We start from the raw sequence: 23,637 nt of genomic DNA on the forward strand, positions 1-23,637 counted from the left end.
CAGCGCCACCCGGCCGGGGCGGCGGTAGCGGGTGCGCGGGGCGGTCGGCCGGGACCGGTGCGCCCCGCCGCCGCCGAGCGCCGCCCGCAGCGGTGCGAGGGTGTCGTTGGTGAGGTGACCGGCCCAGACCAGGTCCCACACCGCCGCGGCCAGGGCGGTGTCGTCGGTGGAGCCGACCCGGTCGGAGAGCAACCGGAAGAAGAGTGCCTGCCCGTCGGCGAGCGCGTCGAGCACCGCCTCGTGCAGCGGGGTGACGGCCAGCGCCTCGTCCGGCGGGGCCAGCAGCAGCGGCGCGACGTCGGCGTACGCCAGGGTGACCCAGCCGTCGCCGCCGGAGATCGCCCCGGACCCGGCCCACACCACCTCGCCGCTGGCGCAGAGCTCGTCGAGCTGGGCGGGGGAGTAGTCGGCGATGCGGGCGGGCAGCACGAGGCGTTCCAGCGCGGACGCCGGCACGGCTACCCCCTGCAACTGCTCGACGGTGGCGGCGACCGCCTCGACGCCGCGGGCCGACGAGCCGACCTGCTGCCAGCGGGGCAGGAACGCGGCGAGCGCGCGGGGCGGCACCGGCTCGATCTCCCGGCGCAGCGCGGCGAGCGAGCGGCGGCGCAGCAGCCGCAGCACCTCGGCGTCGCACCACTGGGTGCCGACGCTGTCGGGGGCGAACTCGCCGGAGACCACCCGCCCGGTGGCGGCGAGCCGGCGCAGCGCCTGCTCGACGACGAACACTCCGAGCCCGAACCGGGCGGCGCAGGTGGCCGCCGCGAACGGGCCGTGGGTGCGGGCGTAGCGGGCCACGAGGTCGCCGAGCGGGTCGGCCACCGGTGCGAGGTAGGCCTCGGCGACGCCGACGGGCAGCGCCACGCCGAGCGCGTCGCGCAGCCGGGCGGCGTCCTCGACGACCACCCAGCGGTCCTCGCCGGCGACCCGCACCCGCAGCACCCGCCGGGCCGCCTCCAGCTCGCCCAGCCACCCGGCCGGTGCGCCCCGCTCGGCCAGCTCGGCGTCGCTCAGGTCGCCGACCACCCGGAGCAGCTCGACCACGTCCTCCGCGTCGCGGGGGCGGCGCTGCTCGGTGCGCCAGCGCAGTTGCCGTTCGGTCTCGGCCAGCACCGCGGGGTCGAGCAGTTCCCGCAGGTCGACCCGGCCGAGCAGTTCGCCGAGGAGCCCGGAGTCGAGGGCCAGGGCGGCGGCCCGCCGCTCGGCCAGCGGCGCGTCGCCCTCGTAGAGGAACGCGCCGACGTAGCCGAAGAGCAGCGAGCGGGCGAACGGCGACGGGCGCTCGGACTCCACCTCGACCAGGCGGACCTTGCGGGCGCCGAGGTCGCGCATCAGCTGGGCCAGCGCGGGCTGGTCGAAGACGTCCTGGAGGCACTCCCGGGCGGCCTCCAGGGTGACCGGGAAGTCGGCGTACTCGCGGGCCACGTCGAGGAGCTGGGCGGCGCGCTGGCGCTGCTGCCAGAGCGGCTGCCGGCGGCGCGGATCGCGGCGGGGCAGCAGCAGGGACCGGGCCGCGCACTCGCGGAACCGGGCGGCGAACAGCGCCGAGGTGCCCACGGACTCCTCGACCAGCTGGGCGATCTCCTCGGGGTCGAAGACCACCACGTCGGCGCCGGGCGGCTCCTCGGCCGTGTCGGGCAGCCGGACCACGATGCCGTCGTCGGAGGGCATGACCTGGGCGTCCACCCCGTAGCGCTCGGCGAGCCGGCGGCCGATGGCGAGCGCCCACGGGCCGTTGACCCGGGCGCCGAGCACCGAGTGCACGGCGAGCCGCCAGTCGCCCAGCTCGTCGCGGAACCGCTCGACCACCACCGTGCGGTCGTCGGGCAGCGACCGGGTGGCCTCCTTCTGCTCGCGCAGGTAGCTCATGAGGTTGCCGGCGGCCCAGTCGTCCAGCCCGCCGGCCCGCAGCGCGGCCACGGCGTCGGCGTCGGACTGGCGCAGCAGCGCCCGGATCCGGGCGCCGATGGCCCGGCCCAGCTCGACCGGGCGACCGAGCTGGTCGCCCTTCCAGAACGGCATCCGGGCGGCCTGGCCGGGGGCGGGGGAGACCAGCACCCGGTCGGGGGTGATCTCCTCGATCCGCCAGGACGACGAGCCGAGCAGGAAGACGTCGCCGACCCGGGACTCGTAGACCATCTCCTCGTCCAGCTCGCCGACCCGGGCGGCCCGCTCGGCGCCGGCCAGGAAGACCCCGAACAGGCCCCGGTCGGGGATGGTGCCGCCGCTGGTCACGGCGAGCCGCTGCGCGCCGGGCCGGCCGGTGAGCACGTCGGCCGCCCGGTCCCACACCAGTCGGGGCCGCAGCTCGGCGAAGGCGGTCGACGGGTAGCGCCCGGAGAGCATGTCGAGCACCGCGTGCAGCGCCGAGTCGGGCAGCTCGGCGAAGGGAGCCGCGCGGCGGACCAGCACGGCGAGGTCGCCGAGCCGCCACGGCTCCAGGGCCACCATCGCCACGATCTGCTGGGCCAGCACGTCCAGTGGGTTGCGCGGGTAGTGCAGCTCCTCGATGGCGCCCGTGCCCATCCGCTCGGCGACCACGGTGCAGGAGAGCAGGTCGCCGCGGTGCTTCGGGAAGACCACGCCCCGGGAGACCGCGCCGACCTGGTGCCCGGCCCGGCCGACCCGTTGCAGGCCGGCGGCGACGCTCGGCGGGGCCTCGATCTGCACGACCAGGTCGACCGCGCCCATGTCGATGCCCAGCTCCAGGCTGGAGGTGGCGACCACGGCCGGGAGCTGCCCGGACTTGAGCGCCTCCTCGATGTGCTTGCGCTCCTCGCGGGAGACGCTGCCGTGGTGGGCCCGGGCGATCACCGGCGGCGCGCCGGCCGCCGCAGCCGTGAGCACGGCGGCACCCAAGCTGGGGCGCGGCGCGAAGCACCGGGCGCAGCCGCCACCCAAGCCGGTACACCCGGTTAGCGGCCCTGCTGGAGACACCGGCCAGGCAACCGAGCCGCCACCGACACGGCGGCGGTGGTCACGGCTCACGGACGCGCGCTTTGTCGTCGCGCTGATCGTGTCCTTCAGCCTGCTGGGCGTAGCCTTCGCGTTCGGGGACGCCCCGAGCGACCAGCCGCAGACGCGCAGCGCAAACTCCGGGACCAACGCCCCGAGCGACCAGCCTCAGCTACCCAGCGCAACGCCTGAGACCAAGACTCCGAGCAACCAGCCGCCGAAGCCCAGCGCAACGGCCGCGACCAAGACCCCGAGCAACCAGAAGCCCAGCGCAACACCCGGGACCAAGGCCCCGAGCGGCCAGCCCGACCGGGTGGTGATCACACCACAGGACGTCCAGGTGCGCACACCGTCGAAGCTGGCAGCGGTTCGCCTCGCGAAACAAGGCGCCAAACACTACGTCGACCGGGGGTTCACCATCGCCAGCCTTCCCGACCCGCTCACCGGAGCAGTGCTGATCCCCGGCGCCAGCAACGACAAGCGACTAGGCGCCCCGGCGGACTACCTGGTCTTCGACCTCGCACACGGCGCCACCGGGTACGTCGCCTTCGACAGACGCGGAGCACCAGAGATGGACAACTGGTGGCCGGCGTGGCTGAACCAGCAGGGCTTCAAACGCACTGACATGACCATCAAGACCACGGACAAGGACCAGGGCTACCTCGTCGTGTTCACCAAGAAGATGTCCGCAGGACGTGTCACGCTCGGACCGAACGCGGCAACGACCGAATCATCAACGAGCTACATCACGCTCATAACCGCTGGATGATCACTTTGTGACAACGCACCTGCCTCGCTAATTCGTATTAGCATCTTGACGCCGCTGTGACGGCGCGAGCAGACTCGACAATCAACAAACCTGTTCCGCGGCGAGCGTCCACACCGTACGGCCGCTCGGCGAAGTGAGTTATATCCGCTGACTCGTCACGGCCGGTTCCGCTCCCACTGCCCCGGTCGGCCCGCCTCACGAACGGAAGAAGCGCGATGACGCATACCCCTGAAGGCTCCATCTCCCGCCGCACGCTGCTGCGTGGTACAGCGGCCGCCGGCGTCGCGATCACCGGCGCCGGCCTTGCCGCCACACCCACACCGGCGCTCGCCGCACCAGCCGGCTTCCCCAACTACCAATACGTACGCGACGCGTTCGCCGGGCCGCTGCGTTACAACCCGACCGGCGAGTTCATCTTCCCGTGCGTGCGCGGCGTCTACGACAAGATCAGCGGCTACCTCGGCCGCTACTACCTCTACTACGCGCCGCACGACGCGCCCGGCGGGATCTGCCTCGCCTACGCCGACCGGCTCGAAGGCCCCTACACCGAATACCCCAACAACCCCATCATCGACCGGTATCTACCCACCACCACCGTCAGCCACGTGTCATCACCACACGTCGTCTGGGACGCCCCGACCGCCCAGTTCTACCTGTACTTCCACGGCGAGAACTACACCACCCGCGTCGCCCGCTCAACCGACGGCATCCACTTCACCGACGAGACGCCGATCCTGTCTACCAGGCTCGTGCCCAACACGACCGAGACCTCCTACGCGCGGGTCTTCGAGCACTCGGTATCCGGCAAGGGCAACCGCTACGTCATGGTGTTCATGGGCCTGCACACAGGCGCCCGCAAGATCTTCTGGGGCTGGTCGCCGAACGGTTGGAGCGGCTGGCAGTTCGACCCGAACCCGCTGGTCTCACCATCCGGCGACGGACTCACCGACATTTCCGGAGCACACCTGCTGAAGCGCAACGGCACCGCGTACCTCGCCTACCACGGCAACAGCGGCAACATGTACCTCACGGAAGTTGGCAACAACTTCGACCGGGAAGTCCACCTCGGAGTATTTCACCGGCCGATCGCATCAGACAACGGCCGCGTCGCAGCCCCGGCATTCGGCACCGACGGCGGCGTCTCATACATGCTCTACGAAGCCGGCCCCCGCCTCGACGCCAGAATCTGCGTAGCGCGCGCAGTCTAGCTTGTACCGCATCAGGGGACGTTCGCCCTGTTGACTACCGCGCCATGCGGATGCTGATCCCGACGGCGCGGTAGTCAACAGGGCCACGTTGCCTGACGCGGCACCATGTGAACGCTCTTCAGGAAGGATTCGGAGACAGGTGACCACGGACAGCTCAGCCCAGTCGGGCGGCTTCGACCCCTCCGTCCCCACTGCCGCCGGCATGTACGACTACTATTTGGGCGGCAAGAACAACTCCGCAGCCGATCGCCGAGCCGCTAACAAGGTACTCGCAGCGGCTCCCGAGGTGATCCTCATGGCACGGGAGAACCGTGCGTTCATCCAGCGCGCAGTGCGATTTCTAGCCCGCGACGCGGGCATTCGCCAATTCCTCGACATCGGCAGCGGCCTGCCCACCCAAGGCAGCGTCCACGAGATCGCCCAAGCTGAGGCGCCAGACGCACGCGTGATCTACGTCGACAATGATCCGAAGGTGCTGGCTCGGTCGCGCGCCCTCAAGATCACCGAAGCCAAGACCACGAGCGTGATCACGGCGGACCTGCGCGACCCGGATGCCATCCTCAACCACCCCGACGTCCGGGCACAGATTGACTTCGACCAGCCAGTGGCCATCCTGCTTGTGGCCGTCCTGCACTTCATCGACGACGAAGCTGACCCGTACGCGATCGTCGCCCACCTGCGCGACGCTATGGCCCCGGGTAGCTACCTTGTCATTAATCACGCCACCGCCGATCCCAGGCCGGACAATGCTGGTGGCGCCGCAGAGGTCTACAAGAACACCAAATATCCGTCCACACACCGCACGCGTAGTCAAGTCGAGCGCTTCTTCGACGGCGTAGACCTCGTCGACCCCGGCCTGGTGTTCGTTTCCGAATGGCGGCCCGACACCGAGAACGACATCAGTCCGGAGGAGGTCTGGATCCTCGGCGGCGTAGGCCGAAAGCCGGCTGTGGACTAATCTCGGTCGTTCACGGATTTGGCGGATCTGCCTGACCCATCGCACTGCATCATTTCTATCGATGCTTGTGCCTGATTGATGGCGAGGTCCCGTGATGGCTTGCACAGCGACAGTTGCGCGCCTGGGCACGGACGCGCCCTGCGGACGATGACCGGCATGCCGGCCTGCCAGCCGGACAGTTCCAGCAGGGGTTCGTGCCGGTTGGGCTGGTGCGCGCCGGCCACAGCGCCTGCGTTTCCCACGTGGAGTCAGCGGTAACTGAACCGTAGCTGCCTGGAGCGCCGGACTCGTTCGAGATCACGTTGACGCTGCCGGCGCCCGCCCTCCGCTTGACGCTATGGACGTCGCTTGAGGTGTCCTACTGCGAAGTTGCCAGCTCACGAGCGATGTCGACGCGCGAATGTGCCCCGAGCTTCGCCAGGATGTGGGAGACGTGGGTTTCCACGGTGCGGCGGGACAGGAACAGTTGGGCCGCAATGTCCGGGTTCGACTGTCCCGCCGTGACGAGGTCGGCGATTTTCCGTTCCGTGGCGGTGAGGGCTTCCCGGCCGGTGGTGGGCCGGCGGCGCGGTCCGCGGCGCCCGCGGCGGATCCCGTGCGGCCGTAGGCGGGCGTCAGCGCGCATGATGTCCCAGGCCGCGTCGAGCGACGTGTAGACCTCGACCGCCCGCGCGTACGTGGCCCGCGCGGCAAGCTGGTCGCCGCGTTCGGCGTACAGCACGGCAGCGTTCTCCAGTGCTTGCGCCCCGAACAGGGGATAGCCGATGCGATGGAAGGTATCGGCGGCGGCGAGGATGCCGGCGGGGTCGGCCGCCAGCAGGCCCGCGCAGTATCCGGCCGCAGCGGTGGTGGCGGGAGACGCCTGCCCTTGGGCGGCGGCGTTTGCCCGGGCTGCGGCGGTGGCGGTGGCACGGTCGCCGCAGACCAGCGCGAGGCGGACCACCTCGGCCAACCACATCGGCGTATCCGGGGTCAGTTGCGGGAACTCCCGGTCCCCCTCGGGATCGAACACGGCCAGAAGGCGAGCCAGCGCCTCGGCGGACCGACCCTCGCGCTCGGCCGCCAACGCCCAGGCAACCAGCAGGAGGTCGGCGTACAAGCGCAAGCCGTTCCCGGGGCTTGTCAGCTCCTCGACGCCGAAGAACTCCCGCTCGGCCGCCGGCAGGTCGTCGCGGTGAACCGCGATCAACGCCCGCACCCCGCGGCCGGCCAGCCGATACGTCATGTCGACCGGGAGGTCGGCGGCAGCTTGCAACTCCGCCAGCGCCTCGTCCCACCGCCCCCGGTAGAAGCTGTAGTCTGCGATCTTCGCCCGCAGATGCCCCAGCCGGGGCGGAGTGCCGGCACGTTCGGCGAACACCGTGGCCTGGCCGAAAGCGTGGTCGGCCTCGGCGGGCCGTCCCAGGTTGTCCAGGCCACCCGCCCGGTTGATCATCAATAGCAGCCGCAGGTCGGCGACCGAGGGCTCGTCCCCCAACACCGCCAACGCGCGATCAATGAGCGCCACCTGCGCCGCCACGTCCCGCCGCTGGTTGTGCTCGATCAGGGCCAGGGTGTGCAGGGCGTATCCGACCGCCAGCCGGTCACCGGCCTGGCGCCCCTCGGCCTCCGCTCGCGCGGCGGCCGCCCGCGCCTCATCGAAACGCCCGACGCCGATGAGCGCAAGGGCGCGCAGCGCGTACAGCCGGGCGGCCCAGATCGCCGGAAGTTCCGGCCGCTCCAGCGTGTGCTCGGCGGCCTCAACGGCCTGCTCGTACCGCCCCATGCGCATCAGCGCGTACCCAAGTGTCCAGGCCACCCGAGCGGCCACCACGGGGTCGCGGCTGAAGGCCAGCACCGGACGCGCCAGCCGCTCGACCTGCTCGTTGTCCCCTAGCTGTGACAGCGCGACCGTCAGGTCGGCATCCAGCCGTTCCCGGCGCGGATCGTCGTCAACCGCGCCGCGGACCCGGGTCAACAACTCGACGGCCACTCGCGGCGCCCGGTAGGTCAACGCCGCGGCTTCCCGGGCCACCCAATCGACCATCCACTCGTCGGCCGCCGCCGGTCCGGCGAGCAACTGCTCGGCCACCCGCTCCACCGGCGCCCCCGCGCCGGCCAGCGCCCGAGCCGCCTGCCGATGCAACGCCGCCCGCAGGCTCGCCGGCATCGCCTCGTACAGCGCCTGCCGGATCAGCCCGTGCCGGAACACCAGCCGATCCCCCGACGCCGCCAACACCCCGCCCGCCACCGCCTCATCCACCCCGACCATCAACGCGGTCGCCGGCTGCCCGGAGACCACCCCCAGGTCATCGACCGTGAACGCGCAGCCCAACACCGCCGCCAGCCCCAGCACCGACCGGGTCCGCTCCGGCAAGAAGCCCAGTCGCCGCCCGATCGCCTCCGGCAACGACCCCGGCCACTCCCCCGCACCCGTCAACTCCGCCACTCCCGCCACCACAGTGATCCGCGACTCCCGGACCAACGCGTCGACCGCCTCGCGGGCATAAAGCGGATTTCCCCCCGCCTGCCCCGCCAGTTCACCCAAGGCCCCGCTCGGCACCGCGCCCACCAATTCGCCGACCACCTCGATCACCTGAGGTGCCGACAAGGCTCCCAGCGGCAGCACCGTCGCCCCACGCTCCACGAGGTCCCGCCGCGTTGCGGCCACCTCCGGCCGACGTGGCAGCGGCCGGCACGCCGTCACCAGCAGCAACGGCACCTGGGCGGCGGCCCGACCCAACCGCGACCACACCGACAGGCTCGCCTCGTCCGCCCACTGCGCGTCGTCGAGCACCAGCACCACCGGCGTCACCGAACACAACCGGTCCACCAACGCAAGGACCTGCTCGGCCAACAACGCCGCCACATCCCGCGGCGTCAGCAGCTCCGACCTTCCCTCCCCCCGCAACAATCCCGCCAACGGCGCCCGCAACGGATCCACCGAATCCCGCCCGACGCGCAGCGCGTCCAGCAGCACCTGCAACGGAAACGGCGGCAGCAACTCGGGCGCAGACCCGCCGTACACCGCACACCCCAACCGCGCCGCGTCAGCTATCGCCGTTGAGATCAGGGCCGACTTCCCGATCCCAGGTTCGCCGTCCAGCCACACCATCCCGCCTCGGCCCTCGGTCACCCCCACAATCAGCTCGCGCAAGACCGTCAACTCGACATCCCGACCAACCAACGCCGAGGCAGGTGAACCCATGCCGCCACGATAAGACGACCACCAGCGCAACGGGGACCCCCGCTGACGCTGGTCGCCAAGATTCGGACGCAGGCATCAGGTACGTCACCCGGCAGCTGCCCGCTGGTGGTCCGCACCGGACGGATGGACCGGACCTGACGCTCGCCCGCCGGCCATGGCGGTCGGCGAACGCTAACCGCCATCGAGTCCCGGACCTTCTACCCGCCACGCTCGTTGGAGGCGGCGCCGCTGGACCGGGGATTCATCGGAAATGAGCCGGCGTAGCGGCGCGCCACCCAGCACGGCGCTGTCTACTCGCCACCAAGTTGGCGTATGTCGTCCTCGGAGAGCAAGGCCAAGCCAGCAAGCACCTCCCGGAACCCGTCGTACTCCGCGCGGCACCGTCGGCATCGCGCGACATGAGCTTCTATGGCCCGATCCTCGTCGTCGGGCAGAGCGTCCAACGCGAAGACGCCGAGCGCCAGCTTGAACGGGTCATCCGAGCGCTCGGGCTGGCTCATTCGATCTCTTTCTGGCCGTTGACACGTGCTGGCTTTCCTCGGTCAGATTTACGCGCCGTCGCCGCGGACGGTTCAGCCATAAATGGTTTTGCCGGTCGTCCGCCGACTGATCCACCCTCGCCAGGCTTTCGGCTCCCGTCGTGATGTCCATGGACCAGCGAGCCCGTCCTGGGCCGTTCCGACGAGCACAACGATGGGCGTGCTCGCCCACGAGATCGCGCGGCGTATCACCGGCAGGTCGGAGTGATGGGCCGCGTTCACGAAGATGACCTCGACCGGTCCCGGTGACCGATTGTCGGCCAAGTCGTCGTACGACCGGACCAGCCTGATGCCCACCAGGGCGGCGGGTTCGCCCCATCGCTCACGACGGTGACGCCTGCTGCCCGCCGCCGCAGCGCCCGCGCAGCGGCGGCGACCGCCCTCACCAGGAACCCCGCACGGCCGGGGCCGGCCACCGGTTACGGATGGATGCACCCACATCACCCCAGCCACCCGACCCGGATCCGGTTCATCAGCCGGGGGCCAGGCCGCGACCGGGACCTCGGCGATCACGTCCAGGGACAGCGGGCCGCCCGGAAACGGCGGCGTGACCGGGCGAGCGGACCTGCTCGACCGGATGTAGCACCCCCGCGCCAGCGATCCAGTGCGGTACGGGTGTGACCCCAAACATACGTGAGCTGCCCGATGTCTCTCAGTGCACAACGAACGAGCCTTGCCTCAAAGAGAGAACCAGGTATGGAGGAGGGCAGCCATGGCGCTTGCGACCGGAACCGTCGCAGTCGGGGACCTAACCGCCGAGGAGCGGATGCAAGCCCTGTATGACGCCCACGCCAAGCCGGTCTACTCATTCCTCCTGCGGCTCACCTTCGGCGAGCGCCAAGCGGCCGAGGACCTGCTGCAGGAGACGATGATGCGGGCCTGGCGCAAAATCGATGCGTTGAACGCGGACATCGCAGCCCTCCGCCCCTGGTTGCTCACCGTCGCCCGAAGAGTGGCCATCGACGCCGGTCGAGCGAAGCGGGCTCGGCCGGAGGAAGTCGGGCTGGTCGACATGACGCTCCTCTCATCCGGCGATGACGCCATCGAACGGATGCTCGCCGTTCAAACCATCAAGCGGGCGATGGCTCGGCTGACTCCAGAGCACCGGAACGTGATCATCGAAATCTACTGCCGCGAGCGGTCGGCCGCCGAGGCGGCCGTGGTGCTCGGCATTCCGGAGGGGACGGTCAAGTCGCGCACCTACCACGCGCTCCGCTACTTGCGCGCTGCCATGGGCACCGCCCCGAAGCGGCGGCCCGAATAGCCCGAGGATTGGGCAGCCCTGCGGTCGCCTCGCTGGTCCGGTGCTTGAGTCGCTCGGCCGGCCTCACCGCCCGCGCCGACGTCCCCACCCCAGCGACGACCGGCATCCTCGCCGGCCGCCTCCTACCGGCCGTACGTCGCCAGGCTGACCCCGGTAATGGGATTCCTCTTCAGATCTACAGATCCTCGTCAGCTTCTCGGCCCTGAAGGGGGCGAGGTTGCAGATCCTGCTCGAAGTCGGCTGCATCGGTCAGGCCACGATCGGCGGATGACGGCGCCCAATCCATAGCACCGCGGGTGGCGATGTTGTGGGCTGCGCTCACGTCGGCGTGCCCAGCGAAGCGGCACGGCGTACATCGGTTGGGTCGGCATTGGTGATGTGCCACCAGGCGGAGCAGCCCTGCAAGGTATACGCCTGATCGACATAGGCGAATGTTGCCCCGGACCGTGTCGCTTCGGCGGGGGTGCGGCCGACGCGGCGGCTGGGCGGCGAGGCGACGGTCGGCGTGGACAAGGGCTTGGACCAAAGCCCACCGACTCCGACGACCAGCCCCACGGCGAACAGTTCGGTGACCTGCCGACCTGCGAGTCGGATCGCCTGCAGGATGTTATCCGGGCAGCCCGGACGGCATGCTTGTACTCGGTGAGGCGCTCCGCCGCGGTGGTCACGCCGGTATCCAGTTAGGCGAGCCGGTCCGGGTCGGCGATCGGTTCGGCATCGATGCGACCGGTCGGGTGTCGGCGATGCCCTGGTACGGCCGGTGCTCGTTGTAGAGGATCTCGAACTCGCGTAGTACCTGCAGCAGGTGGCGCTGATTCAAGATCAGCGTCCGGTCGAGCAGTCATCTTTTATCGGCTCGGACCTGGCACCATACTGTCTTCGCCGAACGCTGGTCGACACGTCTGCCACCACCGTTCACCCCCGAGATCAGGCGGCCGCTACTGGTGGGACATCTCCATCCGCCAGATCGAGGCGCCACGACTATCGTGTTCACCGCATCCCGCCACCCCGCCCGCGCCATCTTCGAAGCCCTCGCCGCCGACAACCTCGACATCGGCCGCCCCAACACCATGAAGATCATCTTCAAACCGGCAGATCCGCTCAGCCACCAAAGGCATGTTCCCGCACCGCGATCGACCGTGACAACGACGGCGCCGCACCGAGAGGTGACGGCTCACTCCGCCATCGTCAACCGCAATGAGCATTGTGACTACGGAGGCTTGCATGAGCAGCGGCGACAGAGGTTGGCTCCGGAACTACTGCCCGGGTCCACAGCTGGCGAGTCAGTTGGTCTGCTTTCCACACGCCGGCGGATCGGCAAGTTTCTTTCTGCCGATGTCACGTGCCCTCAGCGATGGCCTCCAGGTGCTCGCGGTCCAGTATCCCGGCCGGGGAGACCGCCGCAGCGAGCCGTGTGTCCAGACGATCGAGGCACTCGCCGACGCGGTGGCCGACGAACTGGCTCGGTGCCTAGACCGGCCCATCGCGTTGTTCGGCCATAGTATGGGTGGACTGGTCGCCTTCGAGGTCGCACGACGCCTGGAGGTGCGGGGCCACACTCCACTGGGACTTTTCGTCTCCGGGTGTCGCCCGCCGTCGCGCCACCGCGTACAAGTCGTGCGGCTGCGCGATGAGGAGGACGTCTACGCCGAGTTGGAGCGGCTGGGCGGTACAGACCGGCGACTCCTCGACAACAGTCAGGCACTCCGCACGGCCCTACCGGCGATGCGCAACGACTATGAAGCCATCAACGCCTATCGGCTCTCGTCTCACGCCCCGCCGTTGAGCACCCCGATCCACGCCTACATCGGTGACAGCGACCCGGAGGTCCTACTGGACGAGGCCGTTGCGTGGCGGCGGCACACCACAGGCTCCTTCGACCTTCGTACGTACCCGGGCGGCCACTTCTATCTCAGCTCGCCCAACGTTGATCTGGCCTCCGTGATCCGCGCCGCCATGGCCACCAGCCCTGCCAGCGGCTACCGAACCTGAGGGCGTTGTTGATCCGCCGCGGGCGCCCCTGGACACTTGGACCTCAAGCTTGCTGAATCTGCGGACCACCGTGCGGTTTTGCCGCTGCGGCGCGCTGACCGTGGCCAGCGCTTCGACTCTCCGGGCGAGTTGGCTGAAGGCAATCTCGGCTGTGACCAAGGCCAGTTCGGATCCGGCGCAGCGATGTGTCCCGAGGCCAAAAGACAAGACGTCTCTGGCATCTGCACCTGGCGCGATGAACCGGTCCGCGACGAAATCGCTCGGATTCGAGAATCGCCGGGGGTCCCGTCCGAGTGCGCCCAAGCACACGAGTATCAGGCTGTCGCGGGCGATGGGCAGGCCGCCTAGCTCGGTATCCTTGGCCGCGACCCTGGCGCCGTACTGAATCGGCGGGTCGTGGCGCAGGGTTTCGAGCACGAACGACCTTAGCAACGCGTCGTCCGTACGCAACTGGCGTAGCAGATCGTTGTCCCCTGCGAGCTGGAGCATTCCGCTGCCGAGAAGAGAACTCGTGGTCACCGTACCCGCGCTGAGCACGAATACCAGGTTGCTGATGATGTCCTGCTCGTCGAAGGCACCATCCCGGGCAAGCAATCCGGCTAGGCGAGCGTCGTCAGCCGCGCCCGCCGAGCAGTGTCTCCTGACGTAGGAGATCAGGTGGGATGCGGCTTCATCAGCATCCGGGAGCCTCTTGTCGGGTGGATGCAGCTCATTGCGTTCCAGGAACATGTCGAGCCAAGCCATCAACTGCTTCACATCGTTCTGAGGGATGTCGAGCAGCTCACCCATCACGGAGTTCGGGACGGCGGTGAACGATTGGGTCGCGTCAACGCTGCCGTCACTGGCGACAAGCCTGTCGATGTGCACGGCAACGTGACGTTCAATCATCGGACGCATCAGCTTAACTCGTCTGGGGTTGAAGAACCGAGAAACGATTCGGCGAGCAGGCTGATTTTCCGGCGGATTGAGAAAGAGTAGGCTGTTGTAGAGGAGCATCGTTGATGGATGCGCCTGCCAGCCCGGCCAGGAGCGATCGGCATAGCCACGATCGGGCACCGGAAACAGTTGCGTGTTCAACAAAACCTCGACGCTTTCCTGAAATCCCATGACTACCGCAAGATTTTTTCCGATTGGCAGGACGGGAGCCCGCTCCATCAGGTTGCTGTAGAAGGGATAAGGATTCGCGCGCCCCTCGGGGCTGAACAGGCGCAGCAGGACGTCCTGATGGTTATTCATGACCCTTACCACTTCGCCACGTTCGTCCGCTGACCGCGAGGCCGCTCATCGCAAGGAGCGTCTCGCCATTTCCTGATTCGAAGGCGACGCCTTCGGCAATCCCGTCTGAGTGGTCGACGTGCAGTTGAACGCCATACGTCACTTTCGACAACATGAAGTCGTTGTCCGTGGTGTGCAGTCTCAGTTCTTCGATTGAATGGGGCGTCGCGTACCGGTTCGGTGTTCCGGTGGAACAGGCCGTTTGCAACAAGGCGTCCGCCAATAGCCACGGAATTCGGTGTCGAGAGAAGAACTCGTCGTCGTTACCCCCGGGAAGGGGTGGCTCCCACCGGGCCGAGGTCACTCGCGCGCTAAGCCGCACATCTCGGACGTGGTCGAAGAGCCCGGACATCGACATCGTCGCGGATGCCCGCCTTGCAGTCGTCGCGACCCGCAGGTTGTGGCATTGGTCGGACGTGGCAACGCCACCAATCGGAATCAGAACGCCGAAATGCTGGACACGCCGGTCGTGGTTCCCGCCGAGAACCCGCGAGTGGATTCCGACCTGGACGACGCCGCAGTCGAACCCAGCCGGGGTGTATGAAGCGGTGAGCACGTACCTGACCACCTGCGGGTCTACTGCGATCGGAGCTTGGAAGCGGATGTTTCGGAAGGTGCTCACAGGCGCCGCGCCAACGAGGTAACCGGCCGCCTCCGCCGCGAGTTCCAGTGCCAGTGCTCCGGGCACGAGTGCCCGTGATTCTCGGATGTGCCCATAGAGGTGCACGTACCGACCAAGGTCGAGTTCCCAGACGAGTTGCCCGCCGTCCAGCCACGACGGAGTCCCGAGATAGGGAGTCGGCTGGGTAGCGTCCACCAGCGCAGGGAACTTCGTACACAACATTTGCAGTTCCTCATTGCCCAACGGCGTCGGCACTGCCCGTCGTTCCGACCGATGAGCCTCCACCTCGGTGTTGAACAGGCGTTGCCCTTCGGCGTCGCCGAGCAGGCCGAGTTGCCCCGCCCTCGCCGTGTACTCCGTGAAGCCGGTTCTTGGTCCGAGCCCTGACTCACCCCACAGACTCCAGCAGATGGAGTACTCAGCAGCCCCCGAATGTGCGGTCTCGTATCGGGCTGCGGAGTTCAGAAAATCATTGGCCGGACCGTAGTCACTTTCCCCGGCCAGGCCGAACGCCCCCGCGACGGAGCTGAAGTTGCACCACAGGCCAGGTGCGAGATCGCTGAAAGCCGCCTTGAGGTTGTGGTAACCGACTACTTTTGTGTCCCGCACTTTCCGGAAGGTCGTCAGGTCCTTGGCCGCCAACCGGCGCGCCCCGCTGATTCCAGCACCGTTGATGACCAGGCCGAGGAGAGGTGTCGTTTTGCGGATCATTGCCGCGACGCGGCGAACAGCGATCTCATCTGTGACGTCACAACCCACATAGCGGACTCGGGTAGCACCGAACCGCTGCCGCAGGACAGCGAGGTGCGACAGAGACTCGCGGGACTTACGACATCGGTCGTAAAAACTCCGCACCTGCGCTATGTGGACCTCGGGATCCGCTGCTCGGCGTTTCCGCGCATACTCTGTGCTGGTGGTTTCACCGATCTCGCGAGACTGCTCCACCATCGTCTCCGGATCGGTACTGCCAAGTAGCCAGAGCGCCGAGGGCCGCGTGCGCAGGCCTTCGAGGCATCGGGCGGTGATGCCGCGCGCCCCTCCCACGGCGAGGACGACCGGTCCTTCGCCGGTCGACCACCGATGAGCACCATCGTGTGCGCCGACGGTGGGCTCGTTGTCTGGCAGCAGCCGTTCTTCCAGCCGGGTGGCAGACGTTGACTGCCCGCGGTAGTAGGTTACGGGTAGGCCCCGGACGCAGGCGGACTCACGACGCAGCTGCGCCAGTGCCGTTGGCAGGGCGGCTGCGTCGGTCACCACGGCATGCACGTGGGTATGCGGCAACTCCCAGGCGATGGCCTTGATCAGGCCGGTGAGCAGCGCCCCGTGCGGATGAGGTGTCCCGCCCTTAAGGGGGTCCAGGACGAGAGCGGCCAATGAGGAATCCGGCGGGTTCGAATGAGCCAACTGTTTGGCAGCCAGAAAGGCCGCTTCTTGCAAGGCGAGCAACCGTGGCTGGGGCGCCGTCGGCCATCTGGTCAAGTGCAGCGAGGTGATGACGCGGATATGACTGGGCACTCTTTCCCCGACGGTCATGAGCTTAACGATCGCATCCTCCTCCCAGGTGGCCGCGTCGGCTGGAACGACCACGGTAGCGACGCTCGGGTCAGCTGAGATGGACAGCTGGTTTGCGATATCCCAATCATCGGTGAGCACAAGCGCACCTCGTGGCAGCGATTCGCGTTCCGCGAGCCCCGGCACCGCAGGGCAGGCAACGAGCTGAAGCGAGTACATCCGTGTCATCGCGAGTCTCCTGGGTTCAGTCGCCTCACGACGGCGGGAGTACGTTGATCGTCGGCCCTGCCATGCTCGAGAAGCAATGGGGCAGCTTGCCTTCGAAGATGGAACGCAGCACAGCGGCCAGTCCGTCCCCAGCCAGATAGCTGGGTTTCTCCCCCCAGTTCGCCGCGTCGGGATCCGCACTAAGTTCGGTGCGCACCCGCGCGAGCACCGGCCAGCCCCGTGCCCGGGCCGTTTCGGGGCGCGCGAGTGCGACCGCATAGGCACCTTCGGCGACCTCCTGCGGGGAGAGCCCGAGCGATTGCGCACTCTGCTCCAGTGGGCCGGCGCTCCACGCCATCACAAGGGCGAGGTCGATGTCCCCGCGTCGCAGGTAGCAGCTTGCCGCGTGCAACACCGCCAGTCCGGAAGCCGGGCCGGTGTCAACCATCATCGTGGGCCCGTGCAGGTCTCGACGGTTCGCCACCCAGCCGAGCGCGGTGGACGACATACGTCCCACCAGACTGTAGGGGCCGATCAGGTTGGTGCTCGATCGATGTTCCCGCAAGTAGTCGGCCGCCGCCCGGGCATCCGCTCCGTCCAGCGATCGAGCGATACCGCTGCCCAAACACCGTAGCGTCGAGTCGACCGCCGATTGGGTCAGACCGTAATGCGCGCCGAAGATGCCGGTGCGTTCTTCCAGTCCGTCCCAGAGCAAACCCCGGCCGGGCTCCGATGCGCCGAGGCGGTTCACGAGCTCAACCACCAGCAGTTGGCTCATGTCCAACTGAGCCGCCACCTTGGGTGGTATCAGAGACTTCTCGAAGGGCGGGACCGGGTAGGGACGCTCGAAGCGAAACGCCTCGGCACCCGCCTCGCCCCCGGACATCCGCGCAGCGACGACGTCGTCGTCCGGCCGTCCTGGTAGCAGGGCGCTCCAGCGGACGAGAACCAGCTCGTCACACAGCGACGATGGCGACGACCGCACCTTGTACTCACCTGCGTCCGGGGAGATCAGGAGCTGATATCCGTTGATACCCCCCAGGCCGCAGGCGAAGACACCAACAAACGGCGCCCGCCCGTCCGTCATCGACTTCTCGAGTCGCACCGGCGCCGAAGGGACCCGCACCGAGAGCGAGCGAGCGTAGTCGGGCAACGTCGTGTGATTAGGCTGCCGGGGAATGGTTGAGCGGTGCAACCCCAGTGCTGCTTGGATAAGGGAAACGGCCCCACACGCCATTCCGCTGTGACCGAGCATTGGCTTGTTGCCGGTCACCCATGGAGTGCCACCAGGATGCGCGGCGGCGATGGAACGCAATTCGGTGGCGTCACCCACGTGGGTAGCCGTGCCATGTCCCAATACCCACGCCACCTGGTCACCGGGCACGTCGTTGACGCTCCTCGCCCGGATCATCGCCCGGACCTGGCCCTCCTGGCTGGGCGCGAATATCGCCTTGCTCTTCCCGTCGGAAGCAGCACCGAACCCGGCGAGAACCGCGAGCACCGTGTCGTGGTCGCGGAGCGCGTCGCTGAGGCGTTTGAGCGTGACGAGTGCGGCGCCCTCTGAGAAGACAGTGCCGTCCGCCGCCGAGTCGAACGCCCGTACCTCGCCTGACGACGACAGCGTTCCCATCTCTGAGAAATAGATCTGTCGTAGTGGTCCGTGCGAACTCACCCCGCCGCAGAACGCCACGTCCACCGCACCGTCGAGCAGGTGCTTGACTCCGAGGTCCACGGAGTACAACGAGGACGGGCATATGTTGTCGACGATCAGGATCGGGGTGTCCTGCGGCAGGAGACCTCCGATCGCCCTCCGGGCTTGCTCATACGGGAAAAACTCACCATGACGCGAACCGGCACACGGGTCGGCCTGCGCCAACTGGTGCCGGATTCGCTCGCTGACCCGGGTGCCGTCCGGATCAGCCGGCAGGTGTCTCGCCGCACCGACGGCGAGCATGTCGGCGGTGAGAGCCATGTCGATCTCATAGCTGGTGTCGGTGGACGCGGCGAGAAAGAGCCCGGGCCTCGTCACATGCCCGGACGTCGCCGCGAGACACTGCCGCAAGGCGCGACGTAGCCAAGAAGCTTGGAGATCGCCATGCCCATCCTCGGGGGCCTCACGTACCTCACCGAAGCGGAGGTCGTGGACCCGGCCGGTCTCATCTTCGGTCGCCACGGCCAGCGCCTCATGCCCTCGGAACCTGTCAGGTCTTCCAAACAGGAGTGGCCCGTCCTGCGCTCGCTGCCATAGATCCTCGAGTCCCTCACACCCGGGAATCACCACACCTGCCCCAACCAGGCAGACCTGCTCGGCAGGCACTGCTTATGCCTTAGACGTGGAGCCGAGGCGCTGCAGCAAATCGGCCACGGAACGAAGCGTGAGCGTCGCTGGAGACTCGGAAGCTCCTGTGTCTACTGCCCACAACTCCGCGGCGCGCGCCAGCACGAGCCGGTGCTGCAGGGAATCCAGACCGAGTTCCGCTTCCAAGTCCACATCTGGCGTCACCACTTCGTCGGGGAGTTCCAGTACGGTGGCGTACATCTTCTGCAGGCTCTGCAGGAGGGCGTCGTTTTCGGGCAGCATGACTACTCCTTACGATATTTCTTGATATTGACATCGGTCGGGCGAGTTCTAAATGGAGTCAACACGCAGGTGTCGCCCCCTGCTACTTCGACGACAAATCGAGACAGGGTGTCCCTGAGGCCGCATTCCACAAACCGGTCGACCCCTGCCTTACGGAGCCCTATCACCGCCTGCGGGAAATCGAGTGGGTGCACCAACTGCGCTCCGACTACAGCGAGCAGGTCGTCATCCGGCGCAAGCCGTCGCCCAAGTATCGTCGAATACACGGCCGTCCGCAGGACTCCCGGATCGATTCCATGCAGCGATTTCAGATAATGCTGCAACACGGAATCGAGACAGGGATGATGCTGTGGGTACGGGCCAATGCGCAGCCTCGTCGCCGATATGCCGCGGGAATCGGCCATACGCAGCAAGCGCCGCACCTGCTCGGCCGGCCCGGAAAGAATCACCTGTGTCGGGCTGTTTGTCGCGGCGACGACGACATCCTTCTCCTGCCGAGCAAATTCCTCCGCTTCGTCCGGGGAGACCATGAACGCTGCAGTCGCCGCAGTCGGTTGCGCGTAAGATTCGAGAGAGCGAGCCCGCTCACACAGAAGGCGTGTCCCCTCTTCGGCAGTGAACCCCCCTGCGACGACCAGGGATGTTATCTCTCCAAGGCTGTGTCCGACGACTATGTCGGCCCGGAGCCCAAGTTCCTCTTCAAGAATTCGCCAACAACAAAGCTGGAGATGATAAGTTCGCAACTCACTCAACGGATCCCACGACTCTAGCTCCGACTCCGAGAGCACGGACGAGTAGCCATAAGCGACACTGACAGCATCGATCCGCTCGGCGACCTCCGTGGCGATACGCCGTCCCGGCGAGTAGCGCGCGAAGGGAGCCGAGAAATAGGAGCCCGCGCCAGGAAACATGAAAGCAGTGACCATGAACCTCTCGCTCAAATCCGGCCGGGATCGGGGCCTCCCCGTCTGCCAAACAGGGAACTGGGTGACACTCGACTAAGCCGAGCCCGGGGTGTATTGCGTAGAGCAATAGGCCCTCGGCTTGGGTCGCATTGGCACGCACAGTTGATGGGCCGCACCAAGGTGACCGGTCATGACCGCCGGTCCCCCATCGTCACCTCACCACCTTCTGCAGTACCACGACCAACGGTCAGCGGACACCAGCTCCCGATGCCATAGCCCGAGACGGACTGTCCAACTGGCACGGAGCTCGCGTGCTCAGCGCATCGACGGTAAGCGTGAACTTCCGGCTTAGCCAGGCCAGGAAAAGCAGCAACCGTTGGTCGCCTCAAGATACCTCCGAGGTCGACCGACGGGAAGGCCCATTCCGCCCTTGGCGGCGTGCAAATCGACATCGAGGTCGACCAGAACGTTGGATTCCTCCAGTGCGCTCATGCCGGCCGCCCGGCGAGCAGGTGCCCGGCGAGGATGCGGTGCAGCACGCCGAGCCGCGCCCACGCCGCGCGCAGCGTCTGATCGCCCTGCTGGGTGAGGTCGGCGTGCGGGTTGTACGGCCGCCGGCGGCGAAAGTCGAGGCTGCGGTTGCTGGTGATGCCGTCATCGCCAAGGCGTCGGTGCGGACCATGCGCAGCGCGGTGCCGTCGGTCAGCAGAACCAAACCCTGGCCGGACAGGTTGAACACCCGCTTGGGACGCGGCGTGTCCAGGGGCTGGTTACGCACCGAGTGGGCGACCGCGTGCCACGAGCCCTCGTCGCTGTCCAGGATGGTCACGCCCACGCCCACGTAGATCCCGCCGAGCGGCATGTCCCGGTCCCCGCCGTTGACCATCGACCTCTGCGGTCCGGGGGGATCCCACCGCCGCCCATGCTCGGTGGTGCGGCCGACGTTACCGGCGGCGGTGCGGGCCAGATCGTGCAGGACAGCTTGGTTGGTCACCAGGGCCGCGTGCTCGCGCCACAAGGTGGACTCCTCTGGTGTCCAGCCCGAGCCCCGCGGCCAGTGGTCCCAGCTGGTTGCTCGCACCAGCTCACGAGAGACGTGGACGAGCGTAGGGTCCTCGGTGGCGGTCTCGATCGCCCAGGGCAGCAGGTCGAATCTGCCGGGGGTGACGGGGGGCCGCCAGCCGAGCCGCAGCGCGGCGTTGGTCATGCCCACCTGGGCGGGATCGCCGAGCACCTGATCGTTCAGATGCCACCCGCAGTACGGGTCAGCTGGTCGTTCCAGACTCGCGCTCGTGGGCCTGTCAGCAGGGTGATCGGAGGGCGAACACTGTGATGACAGATTGGACCCGGCCGCCGTTGTCGGCTACGCGCAGGTGCTCGGCCAGCTCGCTGGCGATGCTGTCGGTGGTGGTGACGGTGCGGCGGTCACGGACCCTCAGACCGGCCCAGCGGACTCGGCCGATGCACCGCACGGACTGCCGCCACGCCACCCTGGCGCCGTACGTCAGCTCGCCCGGTGTCTGCCAGTAGGTGCCGGTGGTGGCGACCTCGTCGAGCACATCGGCGATTCGACCGGCGACGTTGGGGATCTGTCGCTCTCTGTAGTAGGCGGAGATGAACTTCGCGACCTCGATGGAGGGGACTCGGACTGGGCCAGTTGAGGGTGCGATGGTGTGGCACACGCGTCACCCGCCCGACTGTCACCGGCGGCAAGGCCGCCGGTCGTCGATGTTGGCTCGCTCCCGATCATGACGAAAGACCGGGACAGAGACGGCTTGGCAGGGCACTTGCGCGATGGAGCTGCTGCCCGTGGATCGGGTGGCTGGCCGTCCGAACAGAACCGCTGCTCAGCTGGTTCGACGTCGTCTGTGGCCGAGGCAGGCCGCGGGCGGGACCATCACGACCTGGCAGGCTCAGTCTGGCCAGCCGCGAAGACTTCGTGACCTGGCGGGCGGGACAGTCCCCAGCATGATGGCCGCCGGATGCGGCACCAACCCGGCTCGTCGTACGACGAATGACGCACTACCGCGTCATTTCTCACAGCGAATGAACCCGGTCGCCGTCGGTCCGTAGTTAACAGTGAGGCTGCCGCATGCCAACGGGGCTGCGGCCGCGGGCCCACGAGTTGCGCCGACCCGGATGGGTCGTTCCTGTGAGAGACGGTGGTCAGACGTGAGTCAGCAAGCAACGCCGAACTGGGCCGGCTGGTGGCGGTACGCCGCATGCGCCGACTGGGACACCGAATGGTGGACCGACAGTGGACCGGCCCGCACGCGAGCGGTAAACATATGCCTCGCGTGCCCCGTGCAGGAGCCCTGCCTGGCCGACGGGCTGGTCAACGGCGACACCGGGGTCATCCGCGGTGGCATGCTGCTCAAGCGGCGCCGACAGCGGACCGAGGTGGTGGGGCTGATCTGTGCCCAGTGCAAGTCCTCTCCCGTTCGATTCACTAGCACCACAACGAGCCGGTACTGCGGTCGTCGATGCGAGGCAAGTGCGCGACGGCAGGCCGCCGCAAGTAGGCCCAGCCTCACCGGCGACCCGCGAAGGGAGGTTCGTCCGGTCACCTGCGCCTCTCAAACCGCAGCCAAGGGCTAGGCACCTTGCCGCCGGCGTCACGCATAGGCATGGCCCCCGCACCGCATGATCACATATTGATCCGGTCGATGATGGGCACGATCCGGAGGCATCGATGCTGGCCAGATCACCGGTTCCAGTCCCACCGTCACGGAACGCGGCCGTCATCTCGGCCGGTTCTTGCCAATACGTGAAGCGGAACTTTGCGCCCGCCGGCATCCTCAAGCGGGCATTCTTCGTGTCAATGCCAGACTGATCGATGCCCGGCGATGGTCGCTCGTTTTTTCCTTGCCCGGGCCCGTGTGGCTGGTGGCTTCTCCTGGTGTGCGTCCCCGCCGGGCCCTGGGCCGGGCGTGGAAGGCGTGATCGTGGGCTGCCGATGCTCGATCAAGGCATGCCCCCTCGCCCGGCTCGCAGAGTCGCACCGCAGTGGCGAGGAACTGGCACGGCCGTGGTTGGAATCCACCCCAAAAACGCACGCACACCCTGATCGCGGTCGACCACCTGGGCCGCAAGCTCGCCGAACGGGCCGTCGCCGCGGCGAATGCCGGTGGACGTCGATCGGGGGGATCTGCCGCGCCATGAAGCCCATTCCACGGATCCCCGGTTTGGACTGCTCGGCGCGGCGATGATCCTCGGCGAGACCGCCGGCCTCACCCCGTTCCGGTTCAACGATGCCTATGCCCCGTTTAACGGCACCGCACCGCCAACACCGCGCTGCACTTGGCGGTCACCCAAGCGCGTGGGATGGGGCCGGGCAAGGAGCACGTCGACAAACTGCTTGGCAACGGAGAGACCAGGACGGAGGCACTGTACGAAGGGTCAGGCGCCCACGGAGGCCGTCCCAACACCCCGTGGCGGGGAGTCGCTCGCCCGACCGGCGAGGACAAACAATTCCCACCGAAGACCCGGTAAACGTCAGTGGACGCCGCACTAGAACACTGTGAACCAGGAGTTGCGTGCGTCCGTAGCTATTCGTGAACCTCGTTGACGTACTGCCAGAGGGGCTGCGGCGGCGAGTGAAACGGGGGGGTTGTGCCGGAGGCGGCCGGCACAACCCGCCTCCCTCGCACCTCTCCCGTCCCA

Annotated in this window: 13 protein-coding genes and 3 pseudogenes; 5 read left to right on the forward strand and 11 right to left on the reverse strand. The window is 67.7% G+C overall.

All coding sequences use genetic code 11. From position 1 onward, the window contains the following. Nucleotides 1-2,826, reverse strand: a pseudogene (locus B0E53_RS01480) (helicase-related protein); the annotation flags it as partial. A gap of 13 nt (nucleotides 2,827-2,839) precedes the next feature. Between B0E53_RS01480 and B0E53_RS36815 the strand changes: the two are divergent. From B0E53_RS36815 to B0E53_RS01495, 3 genes are all read left to right on the forward strand, one after another. Further along, nucleotides 2,840-3,724: a hypothetical protein gene (locus tag B0E53_RS36815; protein WP_146167544.1), complete on the forward strand. Its 885-nt coding sequence runs from the start codon at nucleotides 2,840-2,842 to the stop codon at nucleotides 3,722-3,724. Between the two features lie 215 nt (nucleotides 3,725-3,939). Then, on the forward strand, nucleotides 3,940-4,932 hold the full coding sequence (locus B0E53_RS01490) for a hypothetical protein (protein WP_107074279.1): 993 nt from the start codon (nucleotides 3,940-3,942) through the stop codon (nucleotides 4,930-4,932). Between the two features lie 139 nt (nucleotides 4,933-5,071). Next, the gene (locus tag B0E53_RS01495; protein ID WP_210405853.1) at nucleotides 5,072-5,890 is read left to right on the forward strand and encodes an SAM-dependent methyltransferase; all 819 of its coding nucleotides are present in this window, start codon (nucleotides 5,072-5,074) and stop codon (nucleotides 5,888-5,890) included. Nucleotides 5,891-6,248: 358 nt separating this feature from the next. Here the strand turns inward: B0E53_RS01495 and B0E53_RS39985 are convergent, their stop codons facing one another. Continuing rightward, nucleotides 6,249-9,077: a LuxR family transcriptional regulator gene (locus B0E53_RS39985; RefSeq protein WP_107074281.1), complete on the reverse strand. Its 2,829-nt coding sequence runs from the start codon at nucleotides 9,075-9,077 to the stop codon at nucleotides 6,249-6,251. Between the two features lie 290 nt (nucleotides 9,078-9,367). Further along, nucleotides 9,368-9,577 carry a zf-HC2 domain-containing protein gene (locus tag B0E53_RS01510; RefSeq protein ID WP_107074282.1) on the reverse strand — a complete coding sequence of 70 codons (210 nt, stop codon included), beginning with the start codon at nucleotides 9,575-9,577 and terminating at the stop codon, nucleotides 9,368-9,370. Between the two features lie 751 nt (nucleotides 9,578-10,328). On the opposite strand from B0E53_RS01510, the gene B0E53_RS01515 reads away from it, so the two are divergent. Further along, nucleotides 10,329-10,880 carry a sigma-70 family RNA polymerase sigma factor gene (locus tag B0E53_RS01515; protein WP_107074283.1) on the forward strand — a complete coding sequence of 184 codons (552 nt, stop codon included), beginning with the start codon at nucleotides 10,329-10,331 and terminating at the stop codon, nucleotides 10,878-10,880. Nucleotides 10,881-11,544: 664 nt separating this feature from the next. Here B0E53_RS01515 and B0E53_RS38385 read toward each other — a convergent pair. Beyond that, nucleotides 11,545-11,700 (reverse strand): hypothetical protein, encoded by a 156-nt coding sequence (locus B0E53_RS38385; protein ID WP_210405854.1) that lies wholly within the window; start codon nucleotides 11,698-11,700, stop codon nucleotides 11,545-11,547. Between the two features lie 118 nt (nucleotides 11,701-11,818). Beyond that, nucleotides 11,819-11,989 (reverse strand): hypothetical protein, encoded by a 171-nt coding sequence (locus tag B0E53_RS37265; protein WP_168215173.1) that lies wholly within the window; start codon nucleotides 11,987-11,989, stop codon nucleotides 11,819-11,821. Between the two features lie 226 nt (nucleotides 11,990-12,215). Here B0E53_RS37265 and B0E53_RS01525 point away from each other — a divergent pair, with 226 nt between their 5' ends. After that, nucleotides 12,216-12,872 (forward strand): alpha/beta fold hydrolase, encoded by a 657-nt coding sequence (locus B0E53_RS01525; RefSeq protein ID WP_246835170.1) that lies wholly within the window; start codon nucleotides 12,216-12,218, stop codon nucleotides 12,870-12,872. Nucleotides 12,873-12,989: 117 nt separating this feature from the next. On the opposite strand, the pseudogene B0E53_RS40325 reads toward B0E53_RS01525, so the two are convergent. From B0E53_RS40325 to B0E53_RS40330, 6 genes and pseudogenes are all read right to left on the reverse strand, one after another. After that, nucleotides 12,990-14,108: pseudogene (locus B0E53_RS40325) on the reverse strand (cytochrome P450); the annotation flags it as partial. Beyond that, nucleotides 14,101-16,509, reverse strand: a complete 2,409-nt coding sequence (locus B0E53_RS01535) for an SDR family NAD(P)-dependent oxidoreductase (RefSeq protein WP_168215174.1) — start codon at nucleotides 16,507-16,509, stop codon at nucleotides 14,101-14,103. The pseudogene B0E53_RS40325 and the gene B0E53_RS01535, both read right to left, overlap by 8 nt. Before the next feature lie 25 nt (nucleotides 16,510-16,534). Next, entirely contained in the window at nucleotides 16,535-18,661 is a 2,127-nt protein-coding gene (locus tag B0E53_RS01540; RefSeq protein ID WP_146167545.1) for a beta-ketoacyl synthase N-terminal-like domain-containing protein, read from the reverse strand. Nucleotides 18,662-18,808: 147 nt separating this feature from the next. Further along, entirely contained in the window at nucleotides 18,809-19,069 is a 261-nt protein-coding gene (locus B0E53_RS01545; protein WP_107074287.1) for a phosphopantetheine-binding protein, read from the reverse strand. Nucleotides 19,070-19,071: 2 nt separating this feature from the next. Then, entirely contained in the window at nucleotides 19,072-19,995 is a 924-nt protein-coding gene (locus tag B0E53_RS01550) for an acyltransferase domain-containing protein (RefSeq protein WP_146167546.1), read from the reverse strand. Nucleotides 19,996-20,944: 949 nt separating this feature from the next. Beyond that, nucleotides 20,945-21,656, reverse strand: a pseudogene (locus tag B0E53_RS40330) (nitric oxide synthase oxygenase); the annotation flags it as partial. Nucleotides 21,657-23,637 lie beyond the last annotated feature (1,981 nt).

It is taken from the genome of Micromonospora sp. MH33 (assembly GCF_003013775.1).
Lineage (GTDB): Bacteria > Actinomycetota > Actinomycetes > Mycobacteriales > Micromonosporaceae > Micromonospora > Micromonospora fulviviridis.